This is a genomic window from Brevibacillus brevis (assembly GCF_022026395.1).
In the GTDB taxonomy this organism is placed as follows: domain Bacteria; phylum Bacillota; class Bacilli; order Brevibacillales; family Brevibacillaceae; genus Brevibacillus.
Genome location: NZ_CP041767.1, coordinates 1,642,321 through 1,668,157, shown reverse-complemented (window position 1 = coordinate 1,668,157; position 25,837 = coordinate 1,642,321). Strand labels below are relative to the sequence as shown.

Sequence of the window (25,837 nt, the reverse complement as noted above, 5' to 3'; positions counted from 1 at the left end):
CGAATTAGTGTGTCTGCTTGACTCGATTCCCTTTTGCGATCAAAAGCGTCAGAATAAAGCTGCCTATCGCAAGCACTAAGGTGCCTGTGAAGACCACATGAACACCACTAGCCAATAAGTCCCGGATTTGTGCCAGTTGTGCCACAGGGACCGATCCGTGTTCAAACGAGGCCCCTAAATTCGTATGACCACTTGCTACAGTTACCATGTTGAACAACATTCCGAATACAGCAGCCCCGAAGGTTTGGCTAAATGTACCCGTGAATGTATTGAGGGCAATGGCAGTTCCCCTCTTGTCGACTGCAACAGACGATTGAATTTTTACCATAACGATCGGGGAAATGAGTCCCATTCCCAAACCAATTGAGCCCACAGCCACATAAATGAGGTATCCCGCTGAGTGAGCGGAAAGGAAGCTCAACAACGTTGTCGCTACCGTCAGAACGGCTGTCCCCGCGATAAACAACTGTTCCGCTCGCAGCTTTCCTAACAAGTTCCCGGCAAGGATAGAGCCGATCGTCCAGCAAACCGGCATCGGTGTCAGGACAAAGCCAGCCATCGTCGCACTTTCTCCCAAGACTCCCTGGCTCCAGATCGGCAAGTACACCACCATGCTGATTACAATTCCATTGGTCAAGAGCGTCAGCAGATTGATCATGGTTACATTTCGATTAGTAAAAAGCGAAAGCGGAATCAGCGGCTCAGGCGATTTCTTCTCCACCGATACAAACACCAAATAGGTCACCAAAGCAAATACGATCAAGGAAATCGTCACTGGACTGGTCCAGGATTGATTCTGGCTGCCTGTTAACAAGGCATACAACAAGGCGATGGTTCCGACCGAAAAAATAAGCGCGCCCGGATAATCGATATGGCGCTTTTCTTTGACGGCAAGCTTTTCCTTGTACAAAAAGATGAGCATGAAAAACGATACAAGTCCAAAAGGCAAGTTAAGAAAAAAGATATAACGCCACGTCAGTGTATCGACCAAAAACCCTCCGACCAACGGACCTGCCACACCGGAAAGTCCCCATACAGCACTAATCCAGCCCTGGGCTTTTGCTCTGGCAGTCTGCTCCGTGTACAAGTCACCGATAATGGTCATCGTAATGGGCATGACTGAACCTGCACCCAAGCCTTGAATGGCACGAAAAACAATGAGCTGCCACATCGAAGTCGCTACTCCACAGAGCGTAGAACCTAGCAAAAAGATGCCGATTCCGATTAACAATACGTTTTTTCGGCCAAATAAATCAGCCAGCTTGCCGTAAATGGGGGCAGATACGGCAGTGGCAAGCATGTAGATGGCGTATACCCAGCTCACCTGTTCAAAGCCTGCCAAATCGCTCGTAATGCGCGGTACTGCTGTACTCACAATGGTTCCTTCCATCGCAGCAAGGAATGTCGAGAGCATTAGGGCAATCATAATCTGAAGTCTCATCTCGATCTCCTCTCTCTATGTATGCGTGATCGCGAGCAGTGAAAAAGCATTGTTTAGTATATCACATGAGAGAACCATCTTTCTCCACTAACGAAAAACCTCGTCTTGTCAAATAACAAGCGAGGCATTGTTTTTCCGATCAGGGCATTCGATTGGCTGAGCGTAGTTTCACTGCTGCAAACACCTTCTGGTAATAATGCACTTCATGTGGTACAAAGTCAGCTTTGGCCGCAATCATCGTTGTATCTTTAGGTTCACCATTTTCCGTTAGCAAAAATCCATTCACCGTCATCTGCCCGATCTCGCCCGCAAACAACCGCTCTAGCTCATGCAGACTGACCCAAAACAGCCCTGTGACTTCTTCTTCTTGTACACGATACTCGCGTAAGGGTTGATCGCATTCATACAAAAATGTATGGCACATTTCCTTATCAATAATGGAGGGGGCAACCATTACATCACGAATCACGCCTAGCTTGTCCAATTCCTCAAAGCTCACGGACAAGCCCAACTCCTCCTCCAATTCCCGCACGCCGTCACATGGCTGTTCTGAAGCGAGAAGATGACCGGCAGAGGTAATGTCGAGCAGATCCGGACAAGTATCCTTTTGTGGATGTCTTTTTTGGAACAACATTTCGATCTGGTCATTTACTACGCGATAAATCCAGCAGTGAAAGGTTTGGTGCCACAGCCCCAACCGATGTACTTCGCTACGCGCTTCTACCCCGATGTGCCGCCCTGCTTCATCAAATATGTCTAGCTGCTCTTCCTGCATGTTTTCCACCCCATGACTTGTCTCTTGAGCATTTCTCTTCCCCAAGTTACATTCCCGGTCCAGAGCTTGAATTCCTTTCTATTGACGAAAGAAGGGACAGCGACAAACGCCATCCCTTCTATCATCGTTAGTTGATCGATACTTCATCCAGCATCAAGTAGCCAACTGGGCTCAGCCAGAAGCCATTTACATTCTTGGATGTAACCGCCACATGGTCAATCGTGCGGATTGGAAGGATCGGTACTTCCTTCAGCTCGATTTCTTGCAGCTTTGCATAAATTTCATTGCGTTTTTGCGGATCTTTTTCGCGACGTCCTTCTTCAATCAGCTTGTCTACCTCTGGATTGTTGTAGAACGCCATGTTACCTGCGCTGCCTTTCGATGTGCTGTGGAAAACATTGTACTGGTTGTAGTCACCATCCCCTGTTGCATTGCCCCAACCCCCGATGAACATCGCATGCTCACCATTGTCTGTGTGCTCCAGGTAGGCACCGTATTCCATTACTTTGATCTCCAAATCAATGCCGATGCCTTTCAACTGTGACTGGATGACTTCAGCTACGTTCATGCGCTCTTTACGATCATCTGTCACAATGGACGTCTTGAAGCCGTTCGGGTAACCTGCTTCTGCGAGCAGTGCTTTTGCTGCATTGACATCATACGAGTAATCCTGGAGATTCGGGTTGAAGCCGATTACTTTTGGCGACATAGAGGAAACAGCTTGTGTTCCTACATTGTTGTATACTCCTTGTACAATGGCTTGCTTTTCGATAGCATGCGCGACAGCTTGACGTACACGTACATCATCAAATGGCTTCTTCTGTACGTTAAAGCCGATATAATCCACACCCAAGCCTTCTGCACGCACCATGTTCATCCCAGGAGATGCCTGTGCACGCTCTACTTCCGTTACAGGAAGCTGGTCGCCAATGTGCGCTTCGCCTGCTTCAATCATGGCTACACGGGTCGTATCTTCTGGAACGACCTTATACAATACTTCATCTACCTTTGGTTTTTCACCCCAGTAGGTATCATTTTTCGTGAGCTTCATATCTTGACCCGGTGCCCACGATGTAAATTTGAAAGGACCGGTTCCCACAGGCTGCTTCGCCAATGTATCGGAATGCTCGGCGATCGCTTTCGGGCTGATGATGCTTCCTTCTGAGCTAGCCAAGATGGAGAGCAGCGGTGCAAACGGATACTCCAGCACGAAATGTACAGTCTTGTCATCCACGATCTTGATTTCTTTGATCATGGAAAAGTTGGATGCACGCGGTGATGCAACCTTTGGATCGAGTACACGTTCGAACGTCTTTTTCACAGCGTCTGCTGTAAAAGGTGTACCATCGTGGAACGTAACGCCCTCACGGAGCTTAAACTCCCATGTCAAGTCATCGAGCTGTTTCCATTCAGTAGCGAGTGTAGGCTTGTACTCGCCGTTTTTATCGCGAGAAACCAAGCTCTCATAGACTTTTCCGTACACATAGTTTGCCGAAGGAATATTGGAGATGAAATGCGGGTCCAAATTGTTGGCGTCTGCTTTGCGGGCTACAATCAGGGTTCCCCCTTCTTTCGGAGCCTCTGCAGTAGTATTATTCGTCGAACCGGATTGCTCGGAGCTCGCACCACCACATCCAGTCAACGCAACACTAACCGTCAATGTCAGAGCCAACAAGGAACCGACCATGCGTGTTTTCTTCATTTGTGTCTACCCCCTGTAGAATACTGTCGAAAATTCTGAATGTATTTCTTATTTGCATTATACGGTAGATTTTCAAACGAACCTTTCAGCATCTTTACATCAATTTATAATATTTTTACTTTTATTTAATTTCACGCAGATGAAAAAGTACGAAAATACACTTGATACCGTAGCTTCGGTGGAGAAGCGTGTTTCCAGTCTTCGCTTCGGCCTACGCCACGCAAGGCGTGAAGACTGTCCGCTCCGGAATGAATGACAGGAGCCGCTTCAAAAGGGGTAGCCTCGATGACGTATTCGCACGTTGAAGCTAAAAACGCTCCCGTCATTCATACCTCCGCTCGGTCGGGCTCCAAAGGCGCTATGATTGGAAACACGCTTCTTTGACGTTGCTTTTGTCTATTTTTCGATCTGTTTGAAAGATGATAATGGAAAATTTTAGAAGGTATTTCATCGTTGTACTTGGCTGATATGTTCCAATGAATAGATTTGAAATGAAAGTCAGTATGGTCACGAAGCAATCTTTTCTCATCTTGAGACGGCTTTCGAAATACTTACAAAAGCTACGCCGGAAGAAGTGCATTTCCAGTCCAAGCGCCTCTGGAGCCCATCTCAGCGTAGGAATAAATGGCGGGGAATTTCAGCTTCATTCATGAGATACTTCTTCGAAACTGTCTACGTTTGAAGCGCTCCCGCCATTTATTCCGAAGCGGACAGTCAATCCCCCTTGCGGGGCGGAGGCCGAAGCGTAGACTGGAAATGCACTTCTTCCCCACTACAGACACTTTTAAACAAACAAAAAAATCCGACCTTCTTAAGAAGATCGGATCGTATTTCCTACTCTTTATTGTTTCTGCCAAACCATCTTGCCCGAGAAAACCACCGCTTCCTTCGGAGATTGTCTAGCCACAGCCTCGGCGGAGCATTTGGCACAGACGAAAACCGCATTTGCCTCATCTCCGACTTTCGGCCAAACCTGATTGCCAGCTTGATCCAGTGGAGTCACGCCACCTGTAACGAATCCCAGCGCACGCGATAGAGATCGCTCATCGATCCAACGAAACCGTTCAGCCAGACGGTTTGCTTTTTGCAGCATATCTCCGGTTCCAAATGGGTCCCAATGATCAGTAATGTTGTCATTGCCCAAACCAACATGGACGCCTTTGGCATGAAGCAACGGAATCGGGATGGTCGGCATATCAATAGGAACAGCCGACATGATAACGATTTGCTGCTCGGCGAAAAGCTCCGCGACCTCTTCTGCCACAGCAGTCGGTACCTCTCCTAGCCCGTAAGCATGGCTGACAGTGACTCGACCTTGCCAACCCGCATCCTTTGTCATCACAGCCAATTTTTTCATAATATAAACGCCCAAATGACCAGGCTCGTGCAAGTGAATGTCCACATCCGCATTCGCTTCCACCGCTATGTCCATCATCGTATCAAGTGATTTCTCGATATCATCGTCAAATGTGGCAGGATCGACACCACCTACGAGGCCAGCTCCATGCTTCATTGCCTCACGAACGAGGGAAACAGAATCACTGCGCAACAAGCCATGTTGGGGAAACGCGACAATTTCCCAGGAAAGTTTTTCACGGTAAGTTGCCAATGCTTCCAATGTGGCTTCCAGATTTTTCAACCCAATGACCGGGTCAATGTTGCAATGCGTCCGCACGTGAGTAGCGCCGTGCGATTGCACTAACTCCAACAGCTTTTCTGCACGCTCACGGGCGACGGGAAGTTGGTGAGGCAACAGTTCCTGCTCTTGCTCGATTCGAAAAAAACGATTGGGAGCAGGAAGAACAGCTTGCCACGGACCTCCATAAAATGTTTTGTCCAAATGAATGTGCATTTCCCGGAAAGAAGGCAGCATCAGTAGGCCTTGTGCATCCCACACAGAAACCCCATCAGGTATATCTGACAAAGCAGGTACGATTTTCTCAACGCGACCGTCCGTGAGCAAGACGTGGAAAAGATCCGTCTTTGTGCCCGTCACGATGCCATTCGTCTCTGAATAACCACATTCCAGACTCGCATTTTTGATCCATAGGCTTTCTTTCATGCTCCGTCTCCCATCCTTTTCTCTCTAAATGTTTGCGCTATTCAATCGTAATGCCGTTGATCATCATATACCCTGAAGGGCTGATCCAGAAGCCTTTGATGTTTTTGCTGATTGCAGCGACATGTTCAAGATTGCGGATCGGGACGATTGGTGCTTCTTGCTTTTCAATCTCCAACGCCTTTGCATAGATTTGCTTTCGTTTTTCCGTATCCTGCTCGCGACGCCCCTCTTCGATGAACTTGTCCACTTCTTTATTCACGTAGAACGTTGTGTTACCGCCTTTGCCCAAAGAACTGGAGTGGAACAGATTGTACTGGTTATAGTCAGCGTCTCCAGTGGCATTGCCCCATCCGCTGATGAACAGCTCTGTTTCACCGTTGTCTTCTGCATCCAAATAGGCTCCATACTCAAGTACTTTCACCTCTACTTCAATGCCGATTCCCTTTAACTGGGACTGAATTACTTCCGCAGCATTAATCCGTTCCTTGCGATCGCCTGTCCACAGGGTTGTCTTGAAGCCGTCCGGATAGCCCGCTTCTTTCAACAGGGCCTTGGCCTTGTTCGGATCAAACTCGTATCCTTTTAACGCCCCATCGTATCCAAGAACCTTCGGACTCATTGCGGAATTCGCTTTCGTTCCTACATCGTTGTACACACCTTTGATGATCGCATCAGTCTCAATCGCATAGTTGATCGCCTGGCGAACACGGATGTCGTCAAACGGTTTTTTCTTGGTATTGAACCCGATAAAATCTGTCCCCAAGCCCTCTGTCCGGTACAAACTCATTTGAGGGGAATTACTGACGCGGTCAATTTCTGTCACCGGCAATGGTTCAGCGATGTGCGCCTCTCCCGTCTCTACCATGGCTACGCGCGTCGTGTCCTCTGGTACGACTTTGAAGACAGCCTTCTTGAATTTCACCCTCTCTCCCCAGTAGTTGTCATTTTTCACGAGTACGATCTCTTGGCCAGGTGTCCACGATTCAAATACGAACGGCCCTGTGCCGACGGGATGTTTGCTCAGGTCCTTGCCGTATTGCTCTATTGCTTTTGGACTGATGATGCTTCCTTCGTGGTTGGCGAGGATCGACAGCAATGGGGAATACGGGTAGGCTAGCTTGAATTGCACGGTGTAATCATCCACTACTTTTATTTCCGAAAGCATCTTAAACTGAGACGCACGTGGAGAGGCGACCTTTTCATCGAGGACGCGTGCGAATGTTGCTTTCACCGCTTCGGCGTTAAACGGCGTACCATCGTGGAAGTTGACCCCCTGACGCAGCTTGAACTCCCAGGTGACATCGTCCAACTGCTTCCATTCCGTGGCTAGCATCGGCTTGAACGCCATGTTATCATCTCGCTGGACAAGACCCTCGTACACTTTGTGATGGACCACACTCGCTGCATTGATCGCTGAAATAAAGTGCGGATCTAGATTGTTTGCGTCAGACTGCCGTGCAATCACCAGCGTCTGATCTGTTGCCGGAGCTTCCTTCGCAGTCGGAGCCCCTGCCGCACTTTGCTCTGTACCCGATGAACAGCCTGTAAGCACGAGACCAACGCTCAGGATACCTGCCAGTATTGAACCTAGCCTCTTCTGTTTTTTCATTAGACACGCCCCCATTTTAATCTTTCTTTGTATAATCAATCAGCATAGCTCGTTCCCAATGGGCGAAGCTATGCTGATCATAAAGCACTTTTTGCTGAAATTATGGCAAAGTTACAGCATCGATCTCAATGTGTCCTGCTGGGCTGATCCAAACTCCTTCTACGCCTTTTTGAATCGCTGCGAGGTTTTCAGAGAAGCGGTACGGTACCATTGCTGCTTCGTCCATTTCGATTTGCTGTGCTTTTTCGTAGATTTGCTTCCGTTTTTCTTCGTCTTTCTCTTTGCGGCCCTCATCGATCAGCTTGTCCACTTCCGGATTGCTGTAGAAAGCATGGTTGCCAGCTGCCCCTTGCGACTTCGTGTGGAACAGATTGTATTGGTTGTAGTCTGCATCGCCTGTGGCATTGCCCCAACCACTGAGGAACAATTCCGTTTCGCCTTTGTTGGCTGCTTCAATATAAGCACCGAACTCTAGCACTTTCACTTCCAAATCGATATTGATTTGTTTCAGCTGTTGCTGCAACACCTCTGCCAAGCTTACTCGTGCCTTGTTATCATTTAAGTAAATCGTTGCTTTGAAGCCGTTCGCGTATCCAGCTTCCGCCAACAACTTTTTGGATTTTTCCAGATCGTAAGGCAAGTCTTTTACATTCGGGCTGTAACCAACCATAGACGGGGTAATGGAGGAATGAGCGACCGTCCCTACATCGTTGTACACCCCTTGAATGATGGTTTTCTTATCAATCGCATGTGCAATTGCTTGACGAACGCGTACATCATCGAATGGCTTCTTCGAGTTGTTAATCCCGATATGATCGCTAGCGAAAGCAGGGTAACGACCAAGTGTCATACTCGGAGAATTTTTCACCCGATCGACTTCTGTCACTGGCAACTGCTCAGCTACATTCGCTTCTCCTGTCTCGACCATCGCAAGTCTGGTCGTATCCTCTGGAACGGTCTTGAAGACGACTTTGTCCAGCTTCGGTTTATCGCCCCAATAGCTATCATTTTTCACCAGGACGACTTCTTGACCAGGTGTCCATGATTCGAATTTATAAGGCCCTGTTCCCGTTGGATGCTTGGTCAATTCTTTTCCATACTGTTCAATCGCTTTTGGTGACAAAATTCCTCCCTCTGCACTGGCGAGCACGGACAGGAGCGGTGCGTATGGATAGTGCAGGATGAATTGAACCGTTGTATCGTCCACGACCTTTACTTCTTTGATGGCTTCAAACAAATTAGCGCGGTTAGAGCCTACAGCCGGGTCTTGAACACGTGCAATCGTCTTTTTCACAGCTTCCGCATTGAATGGCGTGCCATCGTGGAATGTCACACCAGAGCGAAGCTTGAATTCCCATGTCACATCATCGAGCTGCTTCCATTCAGAAGCGAGTGAACCTACATATTTGCTTTCTTTGTCCATCCGAACAAGACCCTCGTATACCTTGTGATGAATGATGGCGGCGGAATTGATTTGCGTTAGAAAATGTGGGTCGAGGTTGTTCGCATCAGACAAGCGGGCGATGACGAGTGTCCCGCCTTCTTTGCCAGCTGGTGATGAAGCATTGGTTTGCCCCGAAGAATTGGTACTCCCTCCTGCTTCAGGTGCTTGTGAGCAGCCTGCCAACGCAGTAGAAACCGCAACGGTCATGGCAAGCAGCGTCTGGAAAAAGCGCGTCTTTTTCATGTAGTGATCCCCCTCTTTTTGCGCCAGATGTACTTGAATATTTTGACCATTCGCGCATATTTCATTTTACCCACTATTCTGGCATTGTATTTTCACTCTCTTTACTTGTATTTTCACTTTCTTTACTCTTTTTTTCACTTTTTCTACTTTTATGCGAATCATGCAATAAAAATAGACTTGGAGTATATGTTGCTGTAGTGGTGGGGAGGAAACAGGAAAAAACGCTCAGATTCTAGGGCCACCCCTTGGGGGATTGACTGCACGACTCCATGCAAAAAGCGAAACCGCGTCCAAAGTAGTCAATTCAGGAGGTTTTTCAGAGGTGGACGCTTAAGAGCGTGTTTCGCTTTTTGCATTCCGTCTCGGTCGGTGTCCCTAAGATCTTCGCTTATTTCTCCTGTTTCCTCTACGAGCTTTCCGTGCTTAAACGGGTTTTTAAACAATTAAAGATTGAAGAAGATCATCAGTTACGCCAGAGAAGAATATTTCCAGACGTAGCGACTTGTGGAGTCCTACCAAGCGGAGAAGGGATTTGCGGGCAAAAGAAACGCAACCGTGCCCGCGCGACGAAGCGGCTACCACTTTTGCGTTTCCCCGCAAATCCCTTCGGAGCGGACAGTCTTAGCCCCCAGCAGGACGGAGCCTGGAGCCTAGACTGGAAATGTTCTTCTTCCCACCGCAGCCACAATACTGGCTTCGTCAAGATTTTTGGTGAAGCCTTCGTACCCAAAGAGCAAAAGTCTTCCATGTCGATATGAATTTTTATAAATTCTTATCTACTAAAAAAAGACCCTCTCCATTTGGTAGAGAAGGTCTCTAGCTACTGCTATTGAATTGTGACTTGGCTCACGTCAATGTACCCAGATGGACTGATGTACACACCCTGTACATTTTTGGCAATGGCTGCGAGGTTTTCACTGCTGCGGAATGGCAGCAACGGCACCTCCTCCATCTCGATTTGCTGCGCCTCTGCGTAGATTTCCTTGCGCTTTTCTGGATCTTTTTCCTTACGACCCGCTTCAATCAGCGCATCGACTTTCGGATTATTGTAGAAGGAATGGTTGCCTGGCACACCTGCTGACGTGCTGTGGAAGAGGTTGTACTGGTTGTAATCTGCATCTCCAGTGGCATTGCCCCAGCCACTAATGAACATTTGCGCTTCCCCTTTTGCCGCCAATTCCAGATACGCGCCGAACTCCATCACTTGAATCTGCAAGTCGATGCCGATTCCCTTCAGCTGGGATTGCAGCACTTCTGCCACATTGATCCGTGCCTTGTTGTCATTGAGATAGATGGTTGCCTTGAATCCGTTGGCGTAGCCTGCCTCAGTGAGCAATTGCTTCGCTTTGTTCAAATCGTATTCCGGCGTTTTAATATTCGGGCTGTAGCCGATGACTTTTGGCCCTAATGACGAAATGGCTACCTTTCCGACATTGTTATAAACCCCTTTAATAATCGCTTCCTTATCGATCGCATGGGCAATGGCCTGACGGACGCGAACATCGTCAAAAGGCTTCTGCTTGACGTTCATCCCGATATGGTCAACCGCGAATGATTCAAACCGGCCTAAAGACATGCTCTGCGAGTTCTGTACCCTTTCCAGTTCAGTGACCGGTAGCTGTTCTGCGACATGAGCTTCACCTGTCTCCACCATGGCTACACGTGTCGCATCCTCAGGAATGGTCTTGAAAACGACTTTTTCCAGTTTCGGTTGGTTGCCCCAATACTTCTCGTTTTTCACCAAGACGATTTCTTGTCCAGGCGTCCATGATTCAAAGGTGAATGGTCCCGTCCCAACTGGTTTCTTGGACAACTCTTTGCCGAATTCCTTAATCGCCTTTGGACTAATGATGCCACCCTCGGCACTCGCCAGTACGGACAAGAGCCCTGCGAACGGATAATGTAAAATAATCTCTACCTTCAGCGGGTCAATGACCTTCACCTCTTTAATCATGCCAAACATGTTTGCTTTGGGAGTCGGATTGTCTTTGTCCAAAATGCGGTCGATCGTCTTTTTCACCGCTTCTGCATGAAAAGGCTCCCCATCGTGGAAGGTAACACCGTCACGCAGTGTGAACTCCCAGGTGACATCATCCTTTTGTTTCCATTCCTTTGCCAAAAGAGGTTTGTACTCGCTATTCCGATCCAACATGACCAGACCTTCATAGATCTTGTGCTGCGTCACTGCCATGGAATTAATCTGGGTACTGAAATGCGGGTCCAAATTATTCGCATCGGACAAGCGCGCAATAATCAAGGTACCGCCTCCACCTGCTGCGGCCGATGAAGAAGCGGGGCTAGACGAAGCTTGATTGGAGTTGGACGCGGAATTCGTCCCACTGGATGTCTGACTGCCCCCACAGCCTGCCAAGACTGTGGAAACCAAGACAGACAGGGCGAGAATGGATCCTAGCATGTGCTTCTTCTTCACTGTGAATGCCCCCTTGTTCTGGATGATAGAATGAAAAGAAAATGGCATGACTAAATATTACTAATTTTCTTACTATTAATCTTTTCATTATCTTTACCTTTCTTTTCATTTTCTTTACTATGTCGTTTTTGAATGTTCAAAATAACTCTATTGGAGCTACCTACCATAGTGGAGGAAAAGAAAAAGCACAGTTCTCTTCGACACTGACACGCTAGCAAGGGGGAATCACTGGACGTCTCCACTTCAAAAAGGGACCGTCGAGCCAAAGCCACCCTACGGGGGGAAGTTTCTCGAGGAAGAAGTGTTCGACAAGCGTTGTCTCCTTTTTGAAGTTCCGACTGGGTAGGCGTTGTCAAGGTCTGCGAGCCCTGTGCTTTTTCTTCTCACCAGCTTTGGCGTTTATCGGTAGCTTTTAAATCTAAAGAAAAAACCATCCCTCAAAAAGAGATGGCCGTGCATGAAAGACCAATTACACTTCAACATCTTTGTCCCACCGTCTTTCCAGATCTCTCACGGTTGAACTTTTCTCGACATCCTGTTCATTCTTGTAAGTCCCCAGCATGACGTCAAAAACCGGGCTGGTAACACCATACCAATAATGTTCATTTTTGAAGTGATGCCATAGATGGAGCTTTTTCATCCAACGCCCCCATGGAGATATGGGTTGAACCGGGCGGTGGGCGATATAATGCGTCCATTCATAAAATAGCAGAAATCCGATCACGCCTGTAACAAAGGCATTGGTCGCAATCATGTCGGAAGTAAGCAGATAACAAATGGCTCCGGTACCTGCAATGAGCGGCAAGCTGTACCAAACGGGCAAGAATAGCAGGTGCAAGTTGTTCGGATCGGCGTGATGATCATAATGTAAACGCTTTAACATTTGGAGAAAAAATGGATTTCGAGGCGGTTTGAGGTGAAAGAGAAATCGATGAATCAAGTATTCACTTGCCGCATATCCAATCATCCCAGCCACGAGTGCCACCCATGTTTTCAACACGTACCATTCAGAAAGAGTGAAAGTCAAACTAATCAGGAATAGAATGCTCATGATGAGGATATCCGGAAACGTAAAGAATTCCTTCAGAAACTTTGCCTTCATCAGAACGCCCTCCTCTTGTGTTCCTTCACTTGTCTTGTTCCAACACGGTTCGGTTTCTCCACAGCTCCAAACTTTTTTCCATTGCCTTTCTGGCTACACGCTCTGCTTCGATGTAATCTCCTTGCAAAGAGACTTTCAAAAGCTGATGGTAATAGTGCCAAGATGCCTCGCGGTGTTCCGGGATGGAAAAATACTTTCGCGCCATTTTTAGATAAAAAGAATCAAAACTGTTTACAATCAGTAAATAGATAGGATTTGGGGAAAGCCTCGTCAGATTTTTCTGCAGCTCCCAGTCAAACGCTGCATAAAAATCGGCATCAGGTTTCAGTTGATCGAGATTCGCAAGCAATGCGACCACCTTCGGCTGATGAGCAGCAACCGCGTTACGAATGTAAACAGGAGCCAACGATATCCGCAGTTCCAGCAAGTACGAAATAAACTCATCCGTAACATCGTCGTGGTTTTGTATGATATGGACAAGGGTCATGATATTGCCTTGATGCCAATAATCGTTGACAATTGCCGGATGTCCTTTCCGCACAGTGATCCAGCCATCTCTTTCCAAGCGTTGCAGTGCTTCTCTTACGGTTGGCCTGCCTACCCCGTAGTACTCTGCCAACTCCCGTTCGGGCCGCAGCGTACTTCCTGCAGGATACTCGCGGGTCAAAATTGCTTTGATTAATTTTTTCTCAATTTGATCCGACGACCGTTCTTTCTTTCCCCCTTTTTTCTCCATTGTCATGATCGCCTCCCTGCGTTGCTGGTCCTATAACAAATATTTGTGGTATTACCACAAAAGGTAATATTTTACACAACTCCTGTCAAGAGGTGAAATACTTGGACTTACCAGTACCCACGCGAAATTGAGTGATCCTTCTCCAGCTCAAAAAAGGCATAGCCCTCTCCCGAAAAAGAGAAGGCTATGCCTCTTATGCTGCTGGCGTGACTATTCTGTCACTTTTACCGACCAGCCAAACTTGTCTTCACGCTCACCGTACTGGATTCCTGTCATCTCGTCGTACAGTTTCATCGTCAATTCCCCTGTTTTTTCACCGTTAATGATCATCTGATGCCCGTTCCAGTTCAGATCACCGACCGGGGAAATAACAGCCGCTGTTCCGGTGCCGAATGCTTCTTCCAGCTCACCATTGACGTAAGCAGTATGCAGGTCTTCCATGGAAATCCGCTTCTCTACGACTGGAATTCCCCAGTCCTTGAGCAATTGGATGGTCGAATCTCTCGTGATCCCCTCCAGAATGCTTCCGTTCAATGCTGGGGTCCACACTTCCCCTTTTACCTTGAAGAACACGTTCATACTGCCTACTTCTTCAATATATTTGTTCTCTACGCCATCGAGCCACAGCACTTGCTCATAGCCTTTTTCTTTCGCTTCCACTTGTGCTTTCAGACCGCCTGCGTAGTTACCTGCCACTTTTGCGTTTCCTGTTCCGCCTCTTACCGCACGAACGTAGTTGTTTTCTACATAAATTTTCACGGGCTGCATGCCACCCGCATAGTACGCTCCAACCGGAGAGAGCACGATTACCAATTTGTACGTATGCGAAGCGCGCACACCAAAGCATGGCTCTGTCGCAATTACGAAGGGACGAATGTAGAGAGACTGTCCGCTTTCGGTTGGAATCCATTCTTTATCTACTGCCACCAGCTGTTTCAATGCCTCGACCATGAATTCCTCGTCGATCAACGGCATACTCATACGCTCAAGCGAACGGTTCATACGCTTGAAGTTTTGATCAGGACGGAACAAGCTAACCTTGCCCTCTTGGTTGCGATAAGCTTTCAAACCCTCAAAGACAGCTTGCCCATAATGGAACACCATTGCTGCCGGATCCAATGTCAGCGAAGAGTAAGGGACGATTTGTGGATCATGCCATCCTTTACCTTCTGTATAATCCATGGTGAACATATGATCGGTAAAATGAACACCGAACCCCAGCTTGTCAGAAGCTGGTTTCTCTTTTTTCTGTTCTGTCCGGGTAATTGTTAACTGACACTCCATCTTCTACATCTCCCTTAGTATGAAAACCACGATTTGAAACTTCCTATATATACAAAATAGCAACAATTTTGCATGATTTCCAGCGTAAGTTTCTCCTGCCTCTACATTTTATGGTTATTTAGCGAAAACTTCGCAATCATTTCGTGATCAATTTTTTTCTTCATAGGCAGGATGACGGGAATAGGTATCCCGAAAAGAATGGATAGAGACAGAATGAGGAGGGATATGTATGACCACGCACCATGGCCTGCACGGAAAAATTGCCATAGTAACAGGAGCCAGCCGCCTTCAAGGGATTGGGGCTGCAATCTGTAAAATGCTTGCCTCACACGGAGCCGATATATTCCATACGTACTGGACCGCCTATGACCATTCCATGGCGCATGGGTTTCATAAGGATGAACCCGCCATCTTGCAGGAAGAGATCAGACGCTACGGGGTCAGATGTGCGGGAATCGAGGTCGACCTGTCTCAGTCTGATGCCTATAAGGAGGTGCTCGACGCAGCTACAGCACAACTTGGTGAGCCAAGCATCCTCGTCAACAACGCTTGCTACTCGACAAATGACGGTTACGAGGCGCTGAATATAGGCAGTTTGGACGCACATTATGCCATCAATGTCCGGGCAACGACGATGCTCAGTGTGGAATTTGCACGTCGCTTCTCCCAACAACGCGGAGGCCGAATCATCAACATGACATCTGGTCAGTCCAAAGGCCCGATGGTTGGTGAGATCGCGTATGCGGCAACAAAAGGAGCCGTGGATGCCCTGACGACGACACTTGCTGCCGAAGTAGCTACGCGAGGGATTACGGTCAACGCTGTAAATCCTGGGCCCACCGATTCAGGCTGGATGAACGACGAAATCAAGCATTACCTTTTGCAGCAATTTCCATTCGGACGGATTGGACAGCCCGAGGATGCAGCACGTCTTGTCGCCTTTTTGGCAAGTGACGAAGCGGAGTGGATTACCGGACAGATTATGCATTCCGAAGGCGGGTTCATCCGGTAAGTGAAAAAAGCACAATCCGCCGTTTCTAGCAGATTGTGCTTCTTCTTTTTGTACAGGCTATGGTTTGCTCACGATTGGAAAAGAAGGCTTGAACAGCTCTTTTTCGCCCAGCTGTTGATAGTCGCGCTCGACGTAACCCAGACGCATTTTGTCAAAGTAACGCTGTCCCTTCGCTTTGATCTCTTCCAGATCAACTCCTGGCAGGAGACGGTCTTTCATTACGGTGCGTCCAGCAATAATGGAGAGCTTTACATCACGCCCCGAGCCACACGCGATGATCGTGCGGATTGGATCATCAACCGCCCCCATGTGGAAACCGTCCAGATCGATGGCAATGATATCTGCTTTTGCCCCCGGCGCCAATCGTCCCAGATCATCTCTTCCAAGGAAACGTGCTCCGCCCAATGTCGCTGCGCGGTAAATATCCGCGTAGCTGGAATCCGCGACATCGCCTTCCACCAAACGGGACAGCATGCTGGCTGTGCGAATGTTTTGGATGAAGTCAGGCGGGAACGTATCAGTTCCAATCGCGATGTTGACACCACGACGCTTGTAACGGGCAAACGATTCGAGTGCCTCGCCGTGGCGACCGACTACTAGCGGACAGTGAATCACAGTCGTACCTGTCTCTTGGAGGATCGCCAAATCGTCTCCCTCTCCGAATTTCGCCTTACTAAAGCCTGGAATGAAATGTGCGTGCGGAATTGCCGTTTTCTTTCCGAGGAAGCCGATCTCATTCAGGAACTGAATCGGTGATTTGTTGTGACGACGATGGATTTCCGTATATTCGTAGAGACCTTGCGCAGCATGCAGACGAATCGGACATCCGAGCTCCTCACTGTAACGCTTTGTGTTGATCAGGTTCTCTACAGACTGAGTCTCGATTCGCTCTGGTGCCAGCATTCCACGGATGAGTCCGTTATGAGCCCCATCGAAATCTTTGACAAATTGTACAGCCCGCTCCAGACCTGCTTGTCCTTCCGATTCGTTCCACAGTACTTCAATCTCTCCATTAGCCTTCACGACACGCATACCAGACTGGTAGCTCGGCCCCATGTACATACGTAATCCCAAGCGCCCTGCATGATCGGCTGCCGCTGCCAGCTCCTCATACGTTTCCGCCCAGCGCTTGTAGAAGACAGATGTAATCGGCATCGCTGTCGTTACCCCATTAAGAATCAATTGACTGTAGGCGTAAAGGGATTTGAATGCCTCTTCCTCAGGGGTCATTACCTCATGGTAGCCTTTGCGGTAGTAGTCTTCTGACCAAAGCATATTTTTGTTTCGAGCAGAAGCTTGCTCCAAATGTACGATATCGTGATCAATATCACCCAACGCATTCAGGTCAATGAAGCCCGGGCTGACTACAGCATTGCCCGCATCGATCACTTCATCTACCTCGCCATCAAAATCGTGCCCCACATAAACAATGGTGTCATTCTCGTAAACGACTTCCCCATCTTTGATAATCACATGATCTTCGCCGTCAAAACCGATGACATATTTTGCGGTTATTTTCTTTTTCATGACGATCCTCCCTATCTTTCTCGTTCCGTCTTCTTCACTCCATTGCATCCTTCGTTATTATAGGAAATATTCTGTAAAATTTGTTTCAAAACCTTTACATGTATTTGCACAATCTTTACTCCTTTTCGAAAACAGGCAAGATTCCACACAATACGTAAAGATCATGCAAAAACTAGTAAAGAAGATGAACAACCTTGTTCGAAATATTCACTACAATTAATGAAGACAACTAGACTGGACTCTCATCCACTACTTGCAAGATAGAGAAAGGGCTGATTTCTAGTGATGCAAGCTTTTTGGTTAACCAACGTTCGTCTCGATAAAGGTTTTGAAACAGGAGAAGACGGCGTCTTTCACACACTCTCGGAAATCTGTCATTTGAAGATCGAAGACGGCAAAATCGCAGAGATCGTATCGGCGAACGAACCACTCGACACCACTTTACCGCAAGAAGATGCAAAAGGTTTATTGGCCCTCCCCTCTTTTGTTGAAAAGCATAATCATCTGGATAAAACGTATGCGGGCGCAACCTGGAAATCTTGCCTTCCTCCGAAAAAACTGATTGATCGCTTGGAGTTCGAAGCAAAAGAAATGCCGCTGATGACAGGGACGACCAAAGAGCGCGCACAAGCGATGCTCCAGCTCCATATCAAAGGCGGTGCCACACATGTACGCACACACGTCAACATCGATCCATACATTGGCCTGAAAAACCTGGAGGGTGTGCGTGCAGCCTTGGAAGAGTACAGTGATCGCCTGACGTATGAAATCGTCGCTTTCCCGCAGCAGGGACTCCTGCGCACACAAGCAAGCTCCTTGATGAGACAAGCAATGAAGGAAGGCGCTACACTGGTTGGGGGCTTGGACCCGGCTGGGATCGATAATGAGTTGGAAGGCTCCTTGCGCGAAATGATGGACATTGCAGTGGAAGCAGACGCGGATGTCGATATTCATCTGCATGATCCGGGGACACTCGGCTTTTATACGATCAAAAGATTGCTCGATCTGACCGAGGAAGCAGGCTGGCAGAACCGTATGGCCATCAGTCATGCCTTTGCGCTCGGAGATGTGTCGTTGGAAGAAAGCTCGGACATGGCCGATCGATTGTCCAAGCTGGGAACGATGATCCTGACGACCGTTCCGATTAATCGGGCAATGCCACCTGTTCCGATGCTTCATGCCAAAGGCGTACATGTCGCACTTGGCTATGATGGGTTCTACGATTCATGGTCGCCTTATGGAACAGGCGATATGCTCGATAAGCTAAACCGTCTGGTCGAGCGCTACCGTTGGGTCGATGAGAAATCATTGGTGCAATCCTTGTACTTCATCACCGGAGGAAAAACAACGCTCGATAAAGATGGCAACCGTGCATGGCCGAAGGTTGGCAACGTGGCAAGCATCGTGTTTGCAGAAAGCTCCTGCTCAGCGGAAGCGATTGCGAGAAAATCTCGTCGGGCTGCTGTTATGTTTAAAGGGAAAATTGTGCATGGTGCTTTGGAGAGAATGGGAGAAACAAAGTAGCCAGATAGACCACGGAGGCTTCGCTGATTTTTCAGTGAAGTCTTTATTTTTTTGTCAAAATCGAGCCTTTGGTGGTGGGGAGAAAAAAGAAGAATTCGGTTGGTATCCCAAAGACTTTCGCTTATTTCTTCTTTTTTCTCCTACCAGCTTGGGTGTTTGTTCGGGCTTAAAAGCTTGAGCTATCGAACCCGTCATGTTGTAACCAAGCCTTTGTTAAGAGCTTTACACCAAGCTGAATTTCATCAGTTGATAAATTGCTGAAACCAAGTTTAATAATCGGTTCTTCCGTTTTGTTTTTTATGAAGAAGAGTGAAGTCGGATAAACTTTAACTCCCTGAAGAGAAGCTTGTTGAATGAGCCATTCTTCTGAGCGTTCCAGGTGTACTTTGACCAGTACGTACAAACCAGACTGCTCGCCAATGATTGAAATATGGTGCGTGAAATGCTTCCTTAATTCACAAACGAAGTGCTGCATTTTTCGTTTATAAACAAGACGCATGCGTTTAATATGCCGATTCCATTCCCCTTCTTCCATAAATTTCGCCATGGCGAATTGGCTAAGGAGTGAAGTGGTGCTCTCGAAATGTGCGAATTGATTTTTATAACAGCTGATCAGTGGCTGTGGCAACACCATATAGCTTAAACGAATCCCTGGCAGAAAGCATTTCGAGAAATTCCCGAGATAAATCACTCTCGTTGAATCGATGGAAGCGAGAGCCGGAAATGGTTGTTGGGTATAGCGATATTCACTATCATAATCGTCTTCGATAATATACCCTTGCCTATTTTTTGCCCAATGGATGAGTGCATGCCTTTGTTGAATGGGCATACTGACCCCATATGGACTGTGATGCGACGGCGCTACATAAATCAATCGTGATTTCCTATGTTCCAGGTGTGAAAAATCAGCACCTGTCTCATAAACAGGTAACGTTTCCAGTGTAAAACGATTTAATTGAAAAGCTTTTCTAGCGCCATCATAACCAGGGTCTTCCACAATCACGCTGGAAAAATCATGTTTCAGGACCAGACCGAGATACACAAGCATTTGTTGGGTACTACTGCCGATAATGATGGCATCTGGTTCTGTTCTCACCCCACGAGATTGGAGTAAATACGCTGCGATTTGCTCACGTAGACTCCATTCACCAAAAGGTTCCCCGTACCGAAAGCTGTCCTTTTCCGTTAATACTTGATTCGAGATCCTCCGCCATGTTTTTAAAGGGAAATGCAATTGATCGACGACGTCTGCGCGAAAATCAATGCGAACAGATGGTACCGGCTCTGTTTGCTTGTGAGTAGAAGAACCGCGGGCCTCTTGAAATAAAACGGGCTCTAACTCATTTACAAAATACCCTTTTCGTCCCTCTCCACGAATGTACCCTTCCGCAACAAGTTGTTCATACGCCATTAATGTTGTATTACGGCTTACATGTAAGGAATCTGCAAGCTGACGAATGGAGGGCAATGGCTCATCGGCCTTAATATCGCCTTGTTCAATAAATGATTTAAATTTCTCGTAGATTTGTTTGTATTTAGGAGAGTTATCCTTGAATGTAAAAATGGTATTTTTCATTAACACCTCTCCTGACATGTACATTTGTTTGTTATTGTATCTTTTTTTATGTCAGTTTGTATCATACTCTTGGTTCAAATACAAGTTGAAAGGGTGGTTCCTATGTACGTTCCTAAGCAATATCGTATGGAACATGATGAGGCCGTTCAGATGATGAAGTCTAATCCGTTTGCCCTATTGATTACAGTTGATGAACACCGCCCGTTGGCTACGCATATCCCGTTGGAAATTCGTGAAGAGGAAGGGAAAATCTATGCAACTGGGCACATTGCATACGGAAACATGCAGAAGAAAACGTTGGATAACAATAGAGATGTTTTGCTGATTTTTCAAGGACCGCACGCTTACATTTCGTCAAGCTGGTATGAGAGTGAACAGGTTCCCACATGGGACTATCTCGCTGTACATGCGTATGGGACAGCACGTATTCTCACGAAGGATGAACTGAAGTCGGCTTTGGATAAAATGCTGACACACTATGAATCTCACCGGGAAAATGGTCGACTCTGGGAGACCTTTCATCCTGAATTGCTTGAGAGAGAAATGAAAGGAATCGTTGGTTTTGAGATTGAAATCACCTCGATTCAAGCGGCAGCCAAAATGAGTCAAAATCGCAACAACACCGATTATCAATCGATTGTGGCAGAGCTTGAAAAATCAAATGATCAAGAGGAAATTCAGGTTGCTCAGTGGATGCGTGAGCAACGAAAAGAGTTATTTAAATGATCAGCCTATAGATACAACAAGGAGTTGCTTCTTATGGAGTTTTCAACTATTTGGCTATTTGTCATTGCCGCTTCTACATTGTTAATCATACCTGGACCAGCTGTGTTTTATATTATGGCAAGAAGTATCGATCAAGGGAAGAAAGCTGGTCTGGTATCAGTTCTAGGAGTGTCTCTTGGTGGTTCTGTTCACGTTTTAGCTGGGGCAATTGGCGTTTCTGCGATCCTTATGACATCAGCAACAGCCTTTCATATCGTGAAGTACCTGGGTGCTGCTTATCTAATCTATCTGGGGTGTAAGACATTATTTTCTAAAGCTGATAGCACGGTTTCTGAAATTCCAAAAGCCCCTCGCAAAAAATTACGAAAGATTTTTTACGAATCAGCGCTTGTAGAGGTAATGAATCCCAAGACAGCACTCTTCTTTTTAGCCTTCTTTCCGCAATTCATATCACCTACTGCCGGGTCAGTCACCGCTCAATTTTTGCTTTTAGGAACGATATTTATTATCCTTGCTTTTGTTAGCGATGGTCTGTATGCCTTTCTCGCAGCAAGTATGAGAAAGCGGATTGTGGGTAGTAGGGCGAGTTCAAAGGTAATGAATCGGATCACTGGTTATTTATATATTGCTCTCGGGATTTTCTCTGCCTTTGCGAGCCCCTCCAAAACATAATTAGTGAAAGGAAACGGAGAGATAGGTTATGTCGAAATTTCTCATTGAAGATGATTTCTGGTCGTTATTTCCCCATGCAAAAATAGGCATCGTGATTTGCCAGGGGATTGATAATTCACGTAGAGACGTTGAAAAATACGAGAAGCTGCTGCAGGAGGCGGAGAAAGAAGCACATAAATTTTTTACTCTGGAGGAATTCAGCAGTAACCCTGTCATTTCCGTTTGGCGAGAAGCTTTTCAGAAATTCAAGACGAAGAAAGGGGCAAGGTGCTCCATTGAAGCTTTATTAAAAAGAGTGAAAAATGGCAATCCGATCGGAACCATAAACCCGCTTGTTGACATCTATAATTCCATTTCACTGCGATATGGACTTCCGTGTGGCGGAGAAGATATCGACACTTTTGTAGGCGATATTCGGCTAACGCAAGCAAATGGCAACGAACCCTTTATCCCATTGGGACAGGATGAAAATGCTTCGCCTTATGAAGGGGAAATTGTTTATAAAGACGATGTCGGTGCCATATGCAGATGCTGGAATTGGCGTGAAGCTCAGAGGACGATGCTAACAGAACATACGAAAAATGCATTCCTCTGTATTGAATTAGTAGATGAAACAAGAATCGATGAATTCCATATGGCACTAAAAGAATTGTCTGATTTCGTGCCACATCATCTAGGTGGTATGGTGAAGATGGAAGTGCTGGATATCTATAATAAGGAAATGACAATCTTTGATTAAGCTCAAACGGCAGCCATATGCACTGGCTGCCGTACTTACTGTCTTAGAACATTCCATTCTCATTGGGAGAATCAGCAGGTATGGGCTGGCCTACATCCCACAATTCGACGATTTGGTCGTTATGAAAACGGAAGATATGGACCACAGCTCCCCCAAGATCCTCTTGGTTTTGCTTTACATGGGAATGGACAGCAACGATATCCCCCTCTTCGATGGCACGTTTCACTTCGAGAATCTTATGCGGATTCTTTGCGGCGTTCTCTTCCATTGCGAGCATGAGAGAATGAGCATCGCCACGGAAAAAGGGATTATGGTGGCGGAAATTCGGACTAGTGTATCTTTGGTATGCTTCCCGCACCTTCCCCGACGCTACCAGTTGCAAAAACGACACCGCATTCTCTTTAAGAGAAGTCATCATAACAAATCATCCTTTCTTTATTAAGATACCCGTTCGTACAACACGTCTATCTATGCCCAACTTTTTTCATGTTGTAACGTTATCGCAATAAACTCCGTCATGGCTGGAGAAACCCATTTGTTTTTGTGATAAACGACTTGCGCAAAAATAGTAGGAAAGCTGCTGTCACAGGGAATGATCTTTACCTTTCTCTGCTCAATTTCCTCTTTTACAGTCATTAACGGCAAACAAGTGATACCTAGCCCACTCCTTACACATCGTTTGATTGCCTCAATGCTCCACAGTTCCATCATTTGAGAAAAGGCAAGCCCTCGTTCTTCTAGGTATTTTTCAAACATAGCACGATAAACTTTCATACTGCCGTACCATGATTCACAAACGGCCATGCTTTTTTCCATGTGTGCAACGATACTGATCGGGTGCGCGGCTTTATTATTGTGGGTCATATTTGGGGCGGCATTTCAAAAAGTTTTTGCCAAATACGATAAGCAAATCAATATGGGCAAGTGTTTGTTCCTCCTCTATTCTGTCATTACCATTTTCTAAAGGAAACCGCTCATCTTGCCTACTTCCGAGGTATAATAGTTCAAAGCAAAGGGGGCGGGAAACTGTGGAGTGGTTAATCGGTCTGGCCTGCAGCGCTGGGATTGCAGGGGCGGCTTATGTAAAACGGTCGCTGTCTGGTTCCGGCTTTTTGGCGGCGGTGATACTGGGCACCGTGATGTACGCACTCGGAAGCCTTATCTGGTTCGGCTCCCTCATCGCATTTTTTGTCTCGTCCACTTTATTATCCAAGTGGAAAAAGCATAAAAAGGAAGAGGCCGAGAGCGGTTATGAGAAAACGGGGAGACGCGATGCTGGCCAGGTGCTCGCAAACGGAGGGCTCGGATTACTGTTATGTGTAGCAAATTGGGTGTGGTCGCATCCGCTTTGGTGGTACGCGTTCCTCGGCGTGATGGCAGCGGTCACAGCCGATACATGGGCAACAGAAATCGGCGGCCTGAGCCGGAAGCCTCCGCGATCAATCAAAACGGGGCAGTGTGTTCCGCCTGGCACTTCCGGCGGCGTTTCTAGCCTGGGAATGGGTGCATCGCTTGCCGGTGGACTATTTATCGGCGGTGCAGCGTGGTTGCTGCTTGCGGTAACCGATCAACCCGCGCCGGATGTGATCACACCTGCCCTTAGACTGGCAGCTTGGATCGGCATAGCAGGACTGGCTGGCGTAATAGGGTCACTGGTTGATTCGTGGATCGGTGCGACTTGGCAGCAAATGTACCGTTGCACAGCTTGCGGTCGTGAAATCGAGCAAGCTCGTCACTGTGGCACGCCAGCCGTACGAATCCGCGGTCGCACTGGTTGGAACAACGATGCGGTCAATCTCGCTGGTTCGCTTGCAGGTGGTGCTTTCGCCGTCTTAATGGCGTTGGCATTCGGCTTATCGTTTGACCTATAAAAAAACGGAAAGACTTCGTATCACCAAACGATACTGAGTTTTTCCGTTTTCTTTATTTTGAGGCACAAGTCTCGGCGATTTTGGTCACTTTCTTCGCGTTCTGCACCATTTTTGAGACGCACGCCCAAAGGATGAAGCCGACTAGGAGAAAGCCGACATTCATACTGATGACGCCTCCCCATCCGTATGCGGACCAAAACAATCCCCCAAGTGTTCCTCCTACACTTGAACCCGTGTAGTAGAAAAATAAATACAAAGAAGAGGCCTGTGCTTTGTTCTGTAAAGCAAGCTGTCCTACCCAACTGCTTGCAACCGCATGCGCTCCAAAAAATCCAAAAGTAAAAAATCCAAGTCCTGCTATCTTCATCATGAGATTCGCTTCCCACGTCAAACAGACGCCGATCAATGCGAGAAACAAGCTTGTGAATAACAGATTTTGCTTACCGTGACGATCTATTAATTTTCCTGTCCAGACGGAGCTGAACATTCCGATGATCATAATTAAAAACGTCCAACTGATAAATGTTTGGCTGAGTGAATAGGGCTTTTCGAGCAATACATAAGCGATGTAATTGAACAACGCTACATTACTCCCTAATAGTATAAAGCCGATGACAAATAAACAAATGAGACTTGGAGCCTTTAGATGGTCTACTAAAGACAGACCTAACTTTCTCATTACGAATGGGCGTGCCTTAAAATTTTGTGACGGTGGTAAGGTGTTCCAAAAAATCAGTGTGGCAGCCAAACTGATGAGACCAATCCCCCCTATTGCGATCTGCCAGCCGAAGTAGTCACTCACCATACCTGAGAAAACCCTGCCAAACACAGCCCCAATGGAATTCCCGCATATATAGAGACCCATAGCCGCTCCCAGACTTTTGGATTCGATTTCTTCTCCAAGATAGGCCATTGCGATGGAGGGCAAACCCGCCAATGAAATCCCTTCAATCGTTCGCAATACCAGGAGAACATGAAAATTCGAACTGAATGCTGTGAGAATACAAAACACAGACGAAGCGAGCATGGAAACGATCATAATTGGCTTGCGTCCCCATACTTCAGACAGCGAACCAAGAACGAGCATACTGACGGCAAGAACCATTGTTGTAATGGAGAGGGAAAGGCTTGCTGTCGTTGGGCTAACTGAAAATTCTTTTGAAAATTCCGGCATTAAGGGCTGTACGCAATAAAGAATCGCAAACGTATTGAAACCAGCGGCAAAAAAAGCAAAGCTGGTTTTGCGGAAGAGTGCTGTACCTTGTTGTATCATGCGATCACCATATCATTTCAGGATGATTATGGTTTCATGGTACCACCATTTATCTATGATGTATAATTCATTATAATCATGTTTTTCA

The 25,837-nt window shown here is 47.0% G+C and carries 23 protein-coding genes; 7 read left to right on the top strand and 16 right to left on the bottom strand.

The genetic code is table 11. The features are described 5' to 3' along the window. Nucleotides 1-4: 4 nt before the first annotated feature. The 7 genes from FO446_RS08375 to FO446_RS08345 all read right to left on the bottom strand — a co-directional run bounded on the left by FO446_RS08375 (nucleotide 5) and on the right by FO446_RS08345 (nucleotide 9,276). Nucleotides 5-1,441 carry an MDR family MFS transporter gene (locus tag FO446_RS08375; RefSeq protein WP_173608676.1) on the bottom strand — a complete coding sequence of 479 codons (1,437 nt, stop codon included), beginning with the start codon at nucleotides 1,439-1,441 and terminating at the stop codon, nucleotides 5-7. A 139-nt stretch (nucleotides 1,442-1,580) separates the two neighbouring features. After that, nucleotides 1,581-2,216, bottom strand: coding sequence for an NUDIX hydrolase (locus FO446_RS08370; RefSeq protein WP_173608677.1), 636 nt, complete (start codon nucleotides 2,214-2,216; stop codon nucleotides 1,581-1,583). A 127-nt stretch (nucleotides 2,217-2,343) separates the two neighbouring features. Further along, the gene (locus FO446_RS08365) at nucleotides 2,344-3,918 is read right to left on the bottom strand and encodes a glutathione ABC transporter substrate-binding protein (RefSeq protein ID WP_173608678.1); all 1,575 of its coding nucleotides are present in this window, start codon (nucleotides 3,916-3,918) and stop codon (nucleotides 2,344-2,346) included. 131 nt (nucleotides 3,919-4,049) lie between these two features. Then, on the bottom strand, nucleotides 4,050-4,244 hold the full coding sequence (locus FO446_RS08360) for a hypothetical protein (RefSeq protein ID WP_173608679.1): 195 nt from the start codon (nucleotides 4,242-4,244) through the stop codon (nucleotides 4,050-4,052). Between the two features lie 515 nt (nucleotides 4,245-4,759). Further along, a complete protein-coding gene (locus FO446_RS08355; protein ID WP_173608680.1) occupies nucleotides 4,760-5,980 on the bottom strand; it encodes an amidohydrolase family protein in 1,221 nt (406 codons plus the stop codon). Between the two features lie 37 nt (nucleotides 5,981-6,017). Continuing rightward, nucleotides 6,018-7,589 (bottom strand): glutathione ABC transporter substrate-binding protein, encoded by a 1,572-nt coding sequence (locus FO446_RS08350; RefSeq protein ID WP_221867716.1) that lies wholly within the window; start codon nucleotides 7,587-7,589, stop codon nucleotides 6,018-6,020. 100 nt (nucleotides 7,590-7,689) lie between these two features. Beyond that, on the bottom strand, nucleotides 7,690-9,276 hold the full coding sequence (locus tag FO446_RS08345; RefSeq protein WP_237900370.1) for a glutathione ABC transporter substrate-binding protein: 1,587 nt from the start codon (nucleotides 9,274-9,276) through the stop codon (nucleotides 7,690-7,692). A gap of 338 nt (nucleotides 9,277-9,614) precedes the next feature. Between FO446_RS08345 and FO446_RS08340 the strand changes: the two genes are divergently transcribed. Next, on the top strand, nucleotides 9,615-10,034 hold the full coding sequence (locus FO446_RS08340) for a hypothetical protein (RefSeq protein ID WP_232773375.1): 420 nt from the start codon (nucleotides 9,615-9,617) through the stop codon (nucleotides 10,032-10,034). Nucleotides 10,035-10,102: 68 nt separating this feature from the next. Here the strand turns inward: FO446_RS08340 and FO446_RS08335 are convergent, their stop codons facing one another. The 4 genes from FO446_RS08335 to FO446_RS08320 form a co-directional block, all read right to left on the bottom strand. Next, nucleotides 10,103-11,707, bottom strand: a complete 1,605-nt coding sequence (locus tag FO446_RS08335; RefSeq protein WP_232773376.1) for a glutathione ABC transporter substrate-binding protein — start codon at nucleotides 11,705-11,707, stop codon at nucleotides 10,103-10,105. Nucleotides 11,708-12,176: 469 nt separating this feature from the next. Next, nucleotides 12,177-12,809 carry a sterol desaturase family protein gene (locus FO446_RS08330; RefSeq protein ID WP_173608684.1) on the bottom strand — a complete coding sequence of 211 codons (633 nt, stop codon included), beginning with the start codon at nucleotides 12,807-12,809 and terminating at the stop codon, nucleotides 12,177-12,179. A gap of 25 nt (nucleotides 12,810-12,834) precedes the next feature. Next, on the bottom strand, nucleotides 12,835-13,551 hold the full coding sequence (locus tag FO446_RS08325; RefSeq protein WP_173608685.1) for a GntR family transcriptional regulator: 717 nt from the start codon (nucleotides 13,549-13,551) through the stop codon (nucleotides 12,835-12,837). Between the two features lie 204 nt (nucleotides 13,552-13,755). Beyond that, nucleotides 13,756-14,829, bottom strand: coding sequence for a branched-chain amino acid aminotransferase (locus FO446_RS08320; RefSeq protein ID WP_173608686.1), 1,074 nt, complete (start codon nucleotides 14,827-14,829; stop codon nucleotides 13,756-13,758). 229 nt (nucleotides 14,830-15,058) lie between these two features. On the opposite strand from FO446_RS08320, the gene FO446_RS08315 reads away from it, so the two are divergent. Further along, entirely contained in the window at nucleotides 15,059-15,841 is a 783-nt protein-coding gene (locus tag FO446_RS08315) for an SDR family oxidoreductase (RefSeq protein ID WP_232773379.1), read from the top strand. Nucleotides 15,842-15,898: 57 nt separating this feature from the next. Here FO446_RS08315 and FO446_RS08310 read toward each other — a convergent pair whose 3' ends face one another. Continuing rightward, nucleotides 15,899-17,368 carry an amidohydrolase family protein gene (locus tag FO446_RS08310; RefSeq protein WP_237900368.1) on the bottom strand — a complete coding sequence of 490 codons (1,470 nt, stop codon included), beginning with the start codon at nucleotides 17,366-17,368 and terminating at the stop codon, nucleotides 15,899-15,901. Between the two features lie 282 nt (nucleotides 17,369-17,650). On the opposite strand from FO446_RS08310, the gene FO446_RS08305 reads away from it, so the two are divergent. After that, nucleotides 17,651-18,892, top strand: a complete 1,242-nt coding sequence (locus tag FO446_RS08305) for an amidohydrolase family protein (protein ID WP_237900366.1) — start codon at nucleotides 17,651-17,653, stop codon at nucleotides 18,890-18,892. A 166-nt stretch (nucleotides 18,893-19,058) separates the two neighbouring features. Here FO446_RS08305 and FO446_RS08300 read toward each other — a convergent pair whose 3' ends face one another. Then, nucleotides 19,059-20,468: a MocR-like pyridoxine biosynthesis transcription factor PdxR gene (locus tag FO446_RS08300; protein WP_237900364.1), complete on the bottom strand. Its 1,410-nt coding sequence runs from the start codon at nucleotides 20,466-20,468 to the stop codon at nucleotides 19,059-19,061. Nucleotides 20,469-20,570: 102 nt separating this feature from the next. Between FO446_RS08300 and FO446_RS08295 the strand changes: the two genes are divergently transcribed. From FO446_RS08295 to FO446_RS08285, 3 genes are read left to right on the top strand one after another with little or no spacing between them, the layout of a single operon-like run. Then, on the top strand, nucleotides 20,571-21,194 hold the full coding sequence (locus tag FO446_RS08295) for an FMN-binding negative transcriptional regulator (RefSeq protein WP_173608691.1): 624 nt from the start codon (nucleotides 20,571-20,573) through the stop codon (nucleotides 21,192-21,194). Nucleotides 21,195-21,227: 33 nt separating this feature from the next. Then, nucleotides 21,228-21,866 (top strand): LysE family translocator, encoded by a 639-nt coding sequence (locus FO446_RS08290; RefSeq protein WP_173608692.1) that lies wholly within the window; start codon nucleotides 21,228-21,230, stop codon nucleotides 21,864-21,866. Nucleotides 21,867-21,894: 28 nt separating this feature from the next. Then, nucleotides 21,895-22,605, top strand: coding sequence for a B3/B4 domain-containing protein (locus tag FO446_RS08285; protein ID WP_232773385.1), 711 nt, complete (start codon nucleotides 21,895-21,897; stop codon nucleotides 22,603-22,605). A gap of 43 nt (nucleotides 22,606-22,648) precedes the next feature. Here the strand turns inward: FO446_RS08285 and FO446_RS08280 are convergent, their stop codons facing one another. Both FO446_RS08280 and FO446_RS08275 read right to left on the bottom strand, forming a co-directional pair. Next, nucleotides 22,649-23,023, bottom strand: coding sequence for a nuclear transport factor 2 family protein (locus FO446_RS08280; RefSeq protein ID WP_173608694.1), 375 nt, complete (start codon nucleotides 23,021-23,023; stop codon nucleotides 22,649-22,651). 50 nt (nucleotides 23,024-23,073) lie between these two features. Then, nucleotides 23,074-23,421: a LysR substrate-binding domain-containing protein gene (locus FO446_RS08275; protein WP_229087988.1), complete on the bottom strand. Its 348-nt coding sequence runs from the start codon at nucleotides 23,419-23,421 to the stop codon at nucleotides 23,074-23,076. A gap of 212 nt (nucleotides 23,422-23,633) precedes the next feature. On the opposite strand from FO446_RS08275, the gene FO446_RS08270 reads away from it, so the two are divergent. Next, nucleotides 23,634-24,476, top strand: coding sequence for a DUF92 domain-containing protein (locus FO446_RS08270; protein ID WP_173608696.1), 843 nt, complete (start codon nucleotides 23,634-23,636; stop codon nucleotides 24,474-24,476). A gap of 52 nt (nucleotides 24,477-24,528) precedes the next feature. On the opposite strand, the gene FO446_RS08265 is transcribed toward FO446_RS08270, so the two are convergent. Next, entirely contained in the window at nucleotides 24,529-25,749 is a 1,221-nt protein-coding gene (locus tag FO446_RS08265) for an MFS transporter (protein WP_173608697.1), read from the bottom strand. Nucleotides 25,750-25,837 lie beyond the last annotated feature (88 nt).

Bases quoted from the DNA above. Each gene is read 5' to 3' on its own strand.
- FO446_RS08355 (WP_173608680.1), bottom strand. From the start codon at position 5,980: ATGAAAGAAAGCCTATGGATCAAAAATGCGAGTCTGGAATGTGGTTAT.
- FO446_RS08345 (WP_237900370.1), bottom strand. From the start codon at position 9,276: ATGAAAAAGACGCGCTTTTTCCAGACGCTGCTTGCCATGACCGTTGCG.
- FO446_RS08315 (WP_232773379.1), top strand. From the start codon at position 15,059: ATGACCACGCACCATGGCCTGCACGGAAAAATTGCCATAGTAACAGGA.
- FO446_RS08275 (WP_229087988.1), bottom strand. From the start codon at position 23,421: ATGGAAAAAAGCATGGCCGTTTGTGAATCATGGTACGGCAGTATGAAA.
- FO446_RS08320 (WP_173608686.1), bottom strand. From the start codon at position 14,829: ATGGAGTGTCAGTTAACAATTACCCGGACAGAACAGAAAAAAGAGAAA.
- FO446_RS08310 (WP_237900368.1), bottom strand. From the start codon at position 17,368: ATGAAAAAGAAAATAACCGCAAAATATGTCATCGGTTTTGACGGCGAA.
- FO446_RS08370 (WP_173608677.1), bottom strand. From the start codon at position 2,216: ATGCAGGAAGAGCAGCTAGACATATTTGATGAAGCAGGGCGGCACATC.
- FO446_RS08265 (WP_173608697.1), bottom strand. From the start codon at position 25,749: ATGATACAACAAGGTACAGCACTCTTCCGCAAAACCAGCTTTGCTTTT.
- FO446_RS08295 (WP_173608691.1), top strand. From the start codon at position 20,571: ATGTACGTTCCTAAGCAATATCGTATGGAACATGATGAGGCCGTTCAG.
- FO446_RS08300 (WP_237900364.1), bottom strand. From the start codon at position 20,468: ATGAAAAATACCATTTTTACATTCAAGGATAACTCTCCTAAATACAAA.
- FO446_RS08285 (WP_232773385.1), top strand. From the start codon at position 21,895: ATGTCGAAATTTCTCATTGAAGATGATTTCTGGTCGTTATTTCCCCAT.
- FO446_RS08330 (WP_173608684.1), bottom strand. From the start codon at position 12,809: ATGAAGGCAAAGTTTCTGAAGGAATTCTTTACGTTTCCGGATATCCTC.
- FO446_RS08290 (WP_173608692.1), top strand. From the start codon at position 21,228: ATGGAGTTTTCAACTATTTGGCTATTTGTCATTGCCGCTTCTACATTG.
- FO446_RS08280 (WP_173608694.1), bottom strand. From the start codon at position 23,023: ATGATGACTTCTCTTAAAGAGAATGCGGTGTCGTTTTTGCAACTGGTA.
- FO446_RS08365 (WP_173608678.1), bottom strand. From the start codon at position 3,918: ATGAAGAAAACACGCATGGTCGGTTCCTTGTTGGCTCTGACATTGACG.
- FO446_RS08325 (WP_173608685.1), bottom strand. From the start codon at position 13,551: ATGACAATGGAGAAAAAAGGGGGAAAGAAAGAACGGTCGTCGGATCAA.
- FO446_RS08350 (WP_221867716.1), bottom strand. From the start codon at position 7,589: ATGAAAAAACAGAAGAGGCTAGGTTCAATACTGGCAGGTATCCTGAGC.
- FO446_RS08360 (WP_173608679.1), bottom strand. From the start codon at position 4,244: ATGACGGGAGCGTTTTTAGCTTCAACGTGCGAATACGTCATCGAGGCT.
- FO446_RS08375 (WP_173608676.1), bottom strand. From the start codon at position 1,441: ATGAGACTTCAGATTATGATTGCCCTAATGCTCTCGACATTCCTTGCT.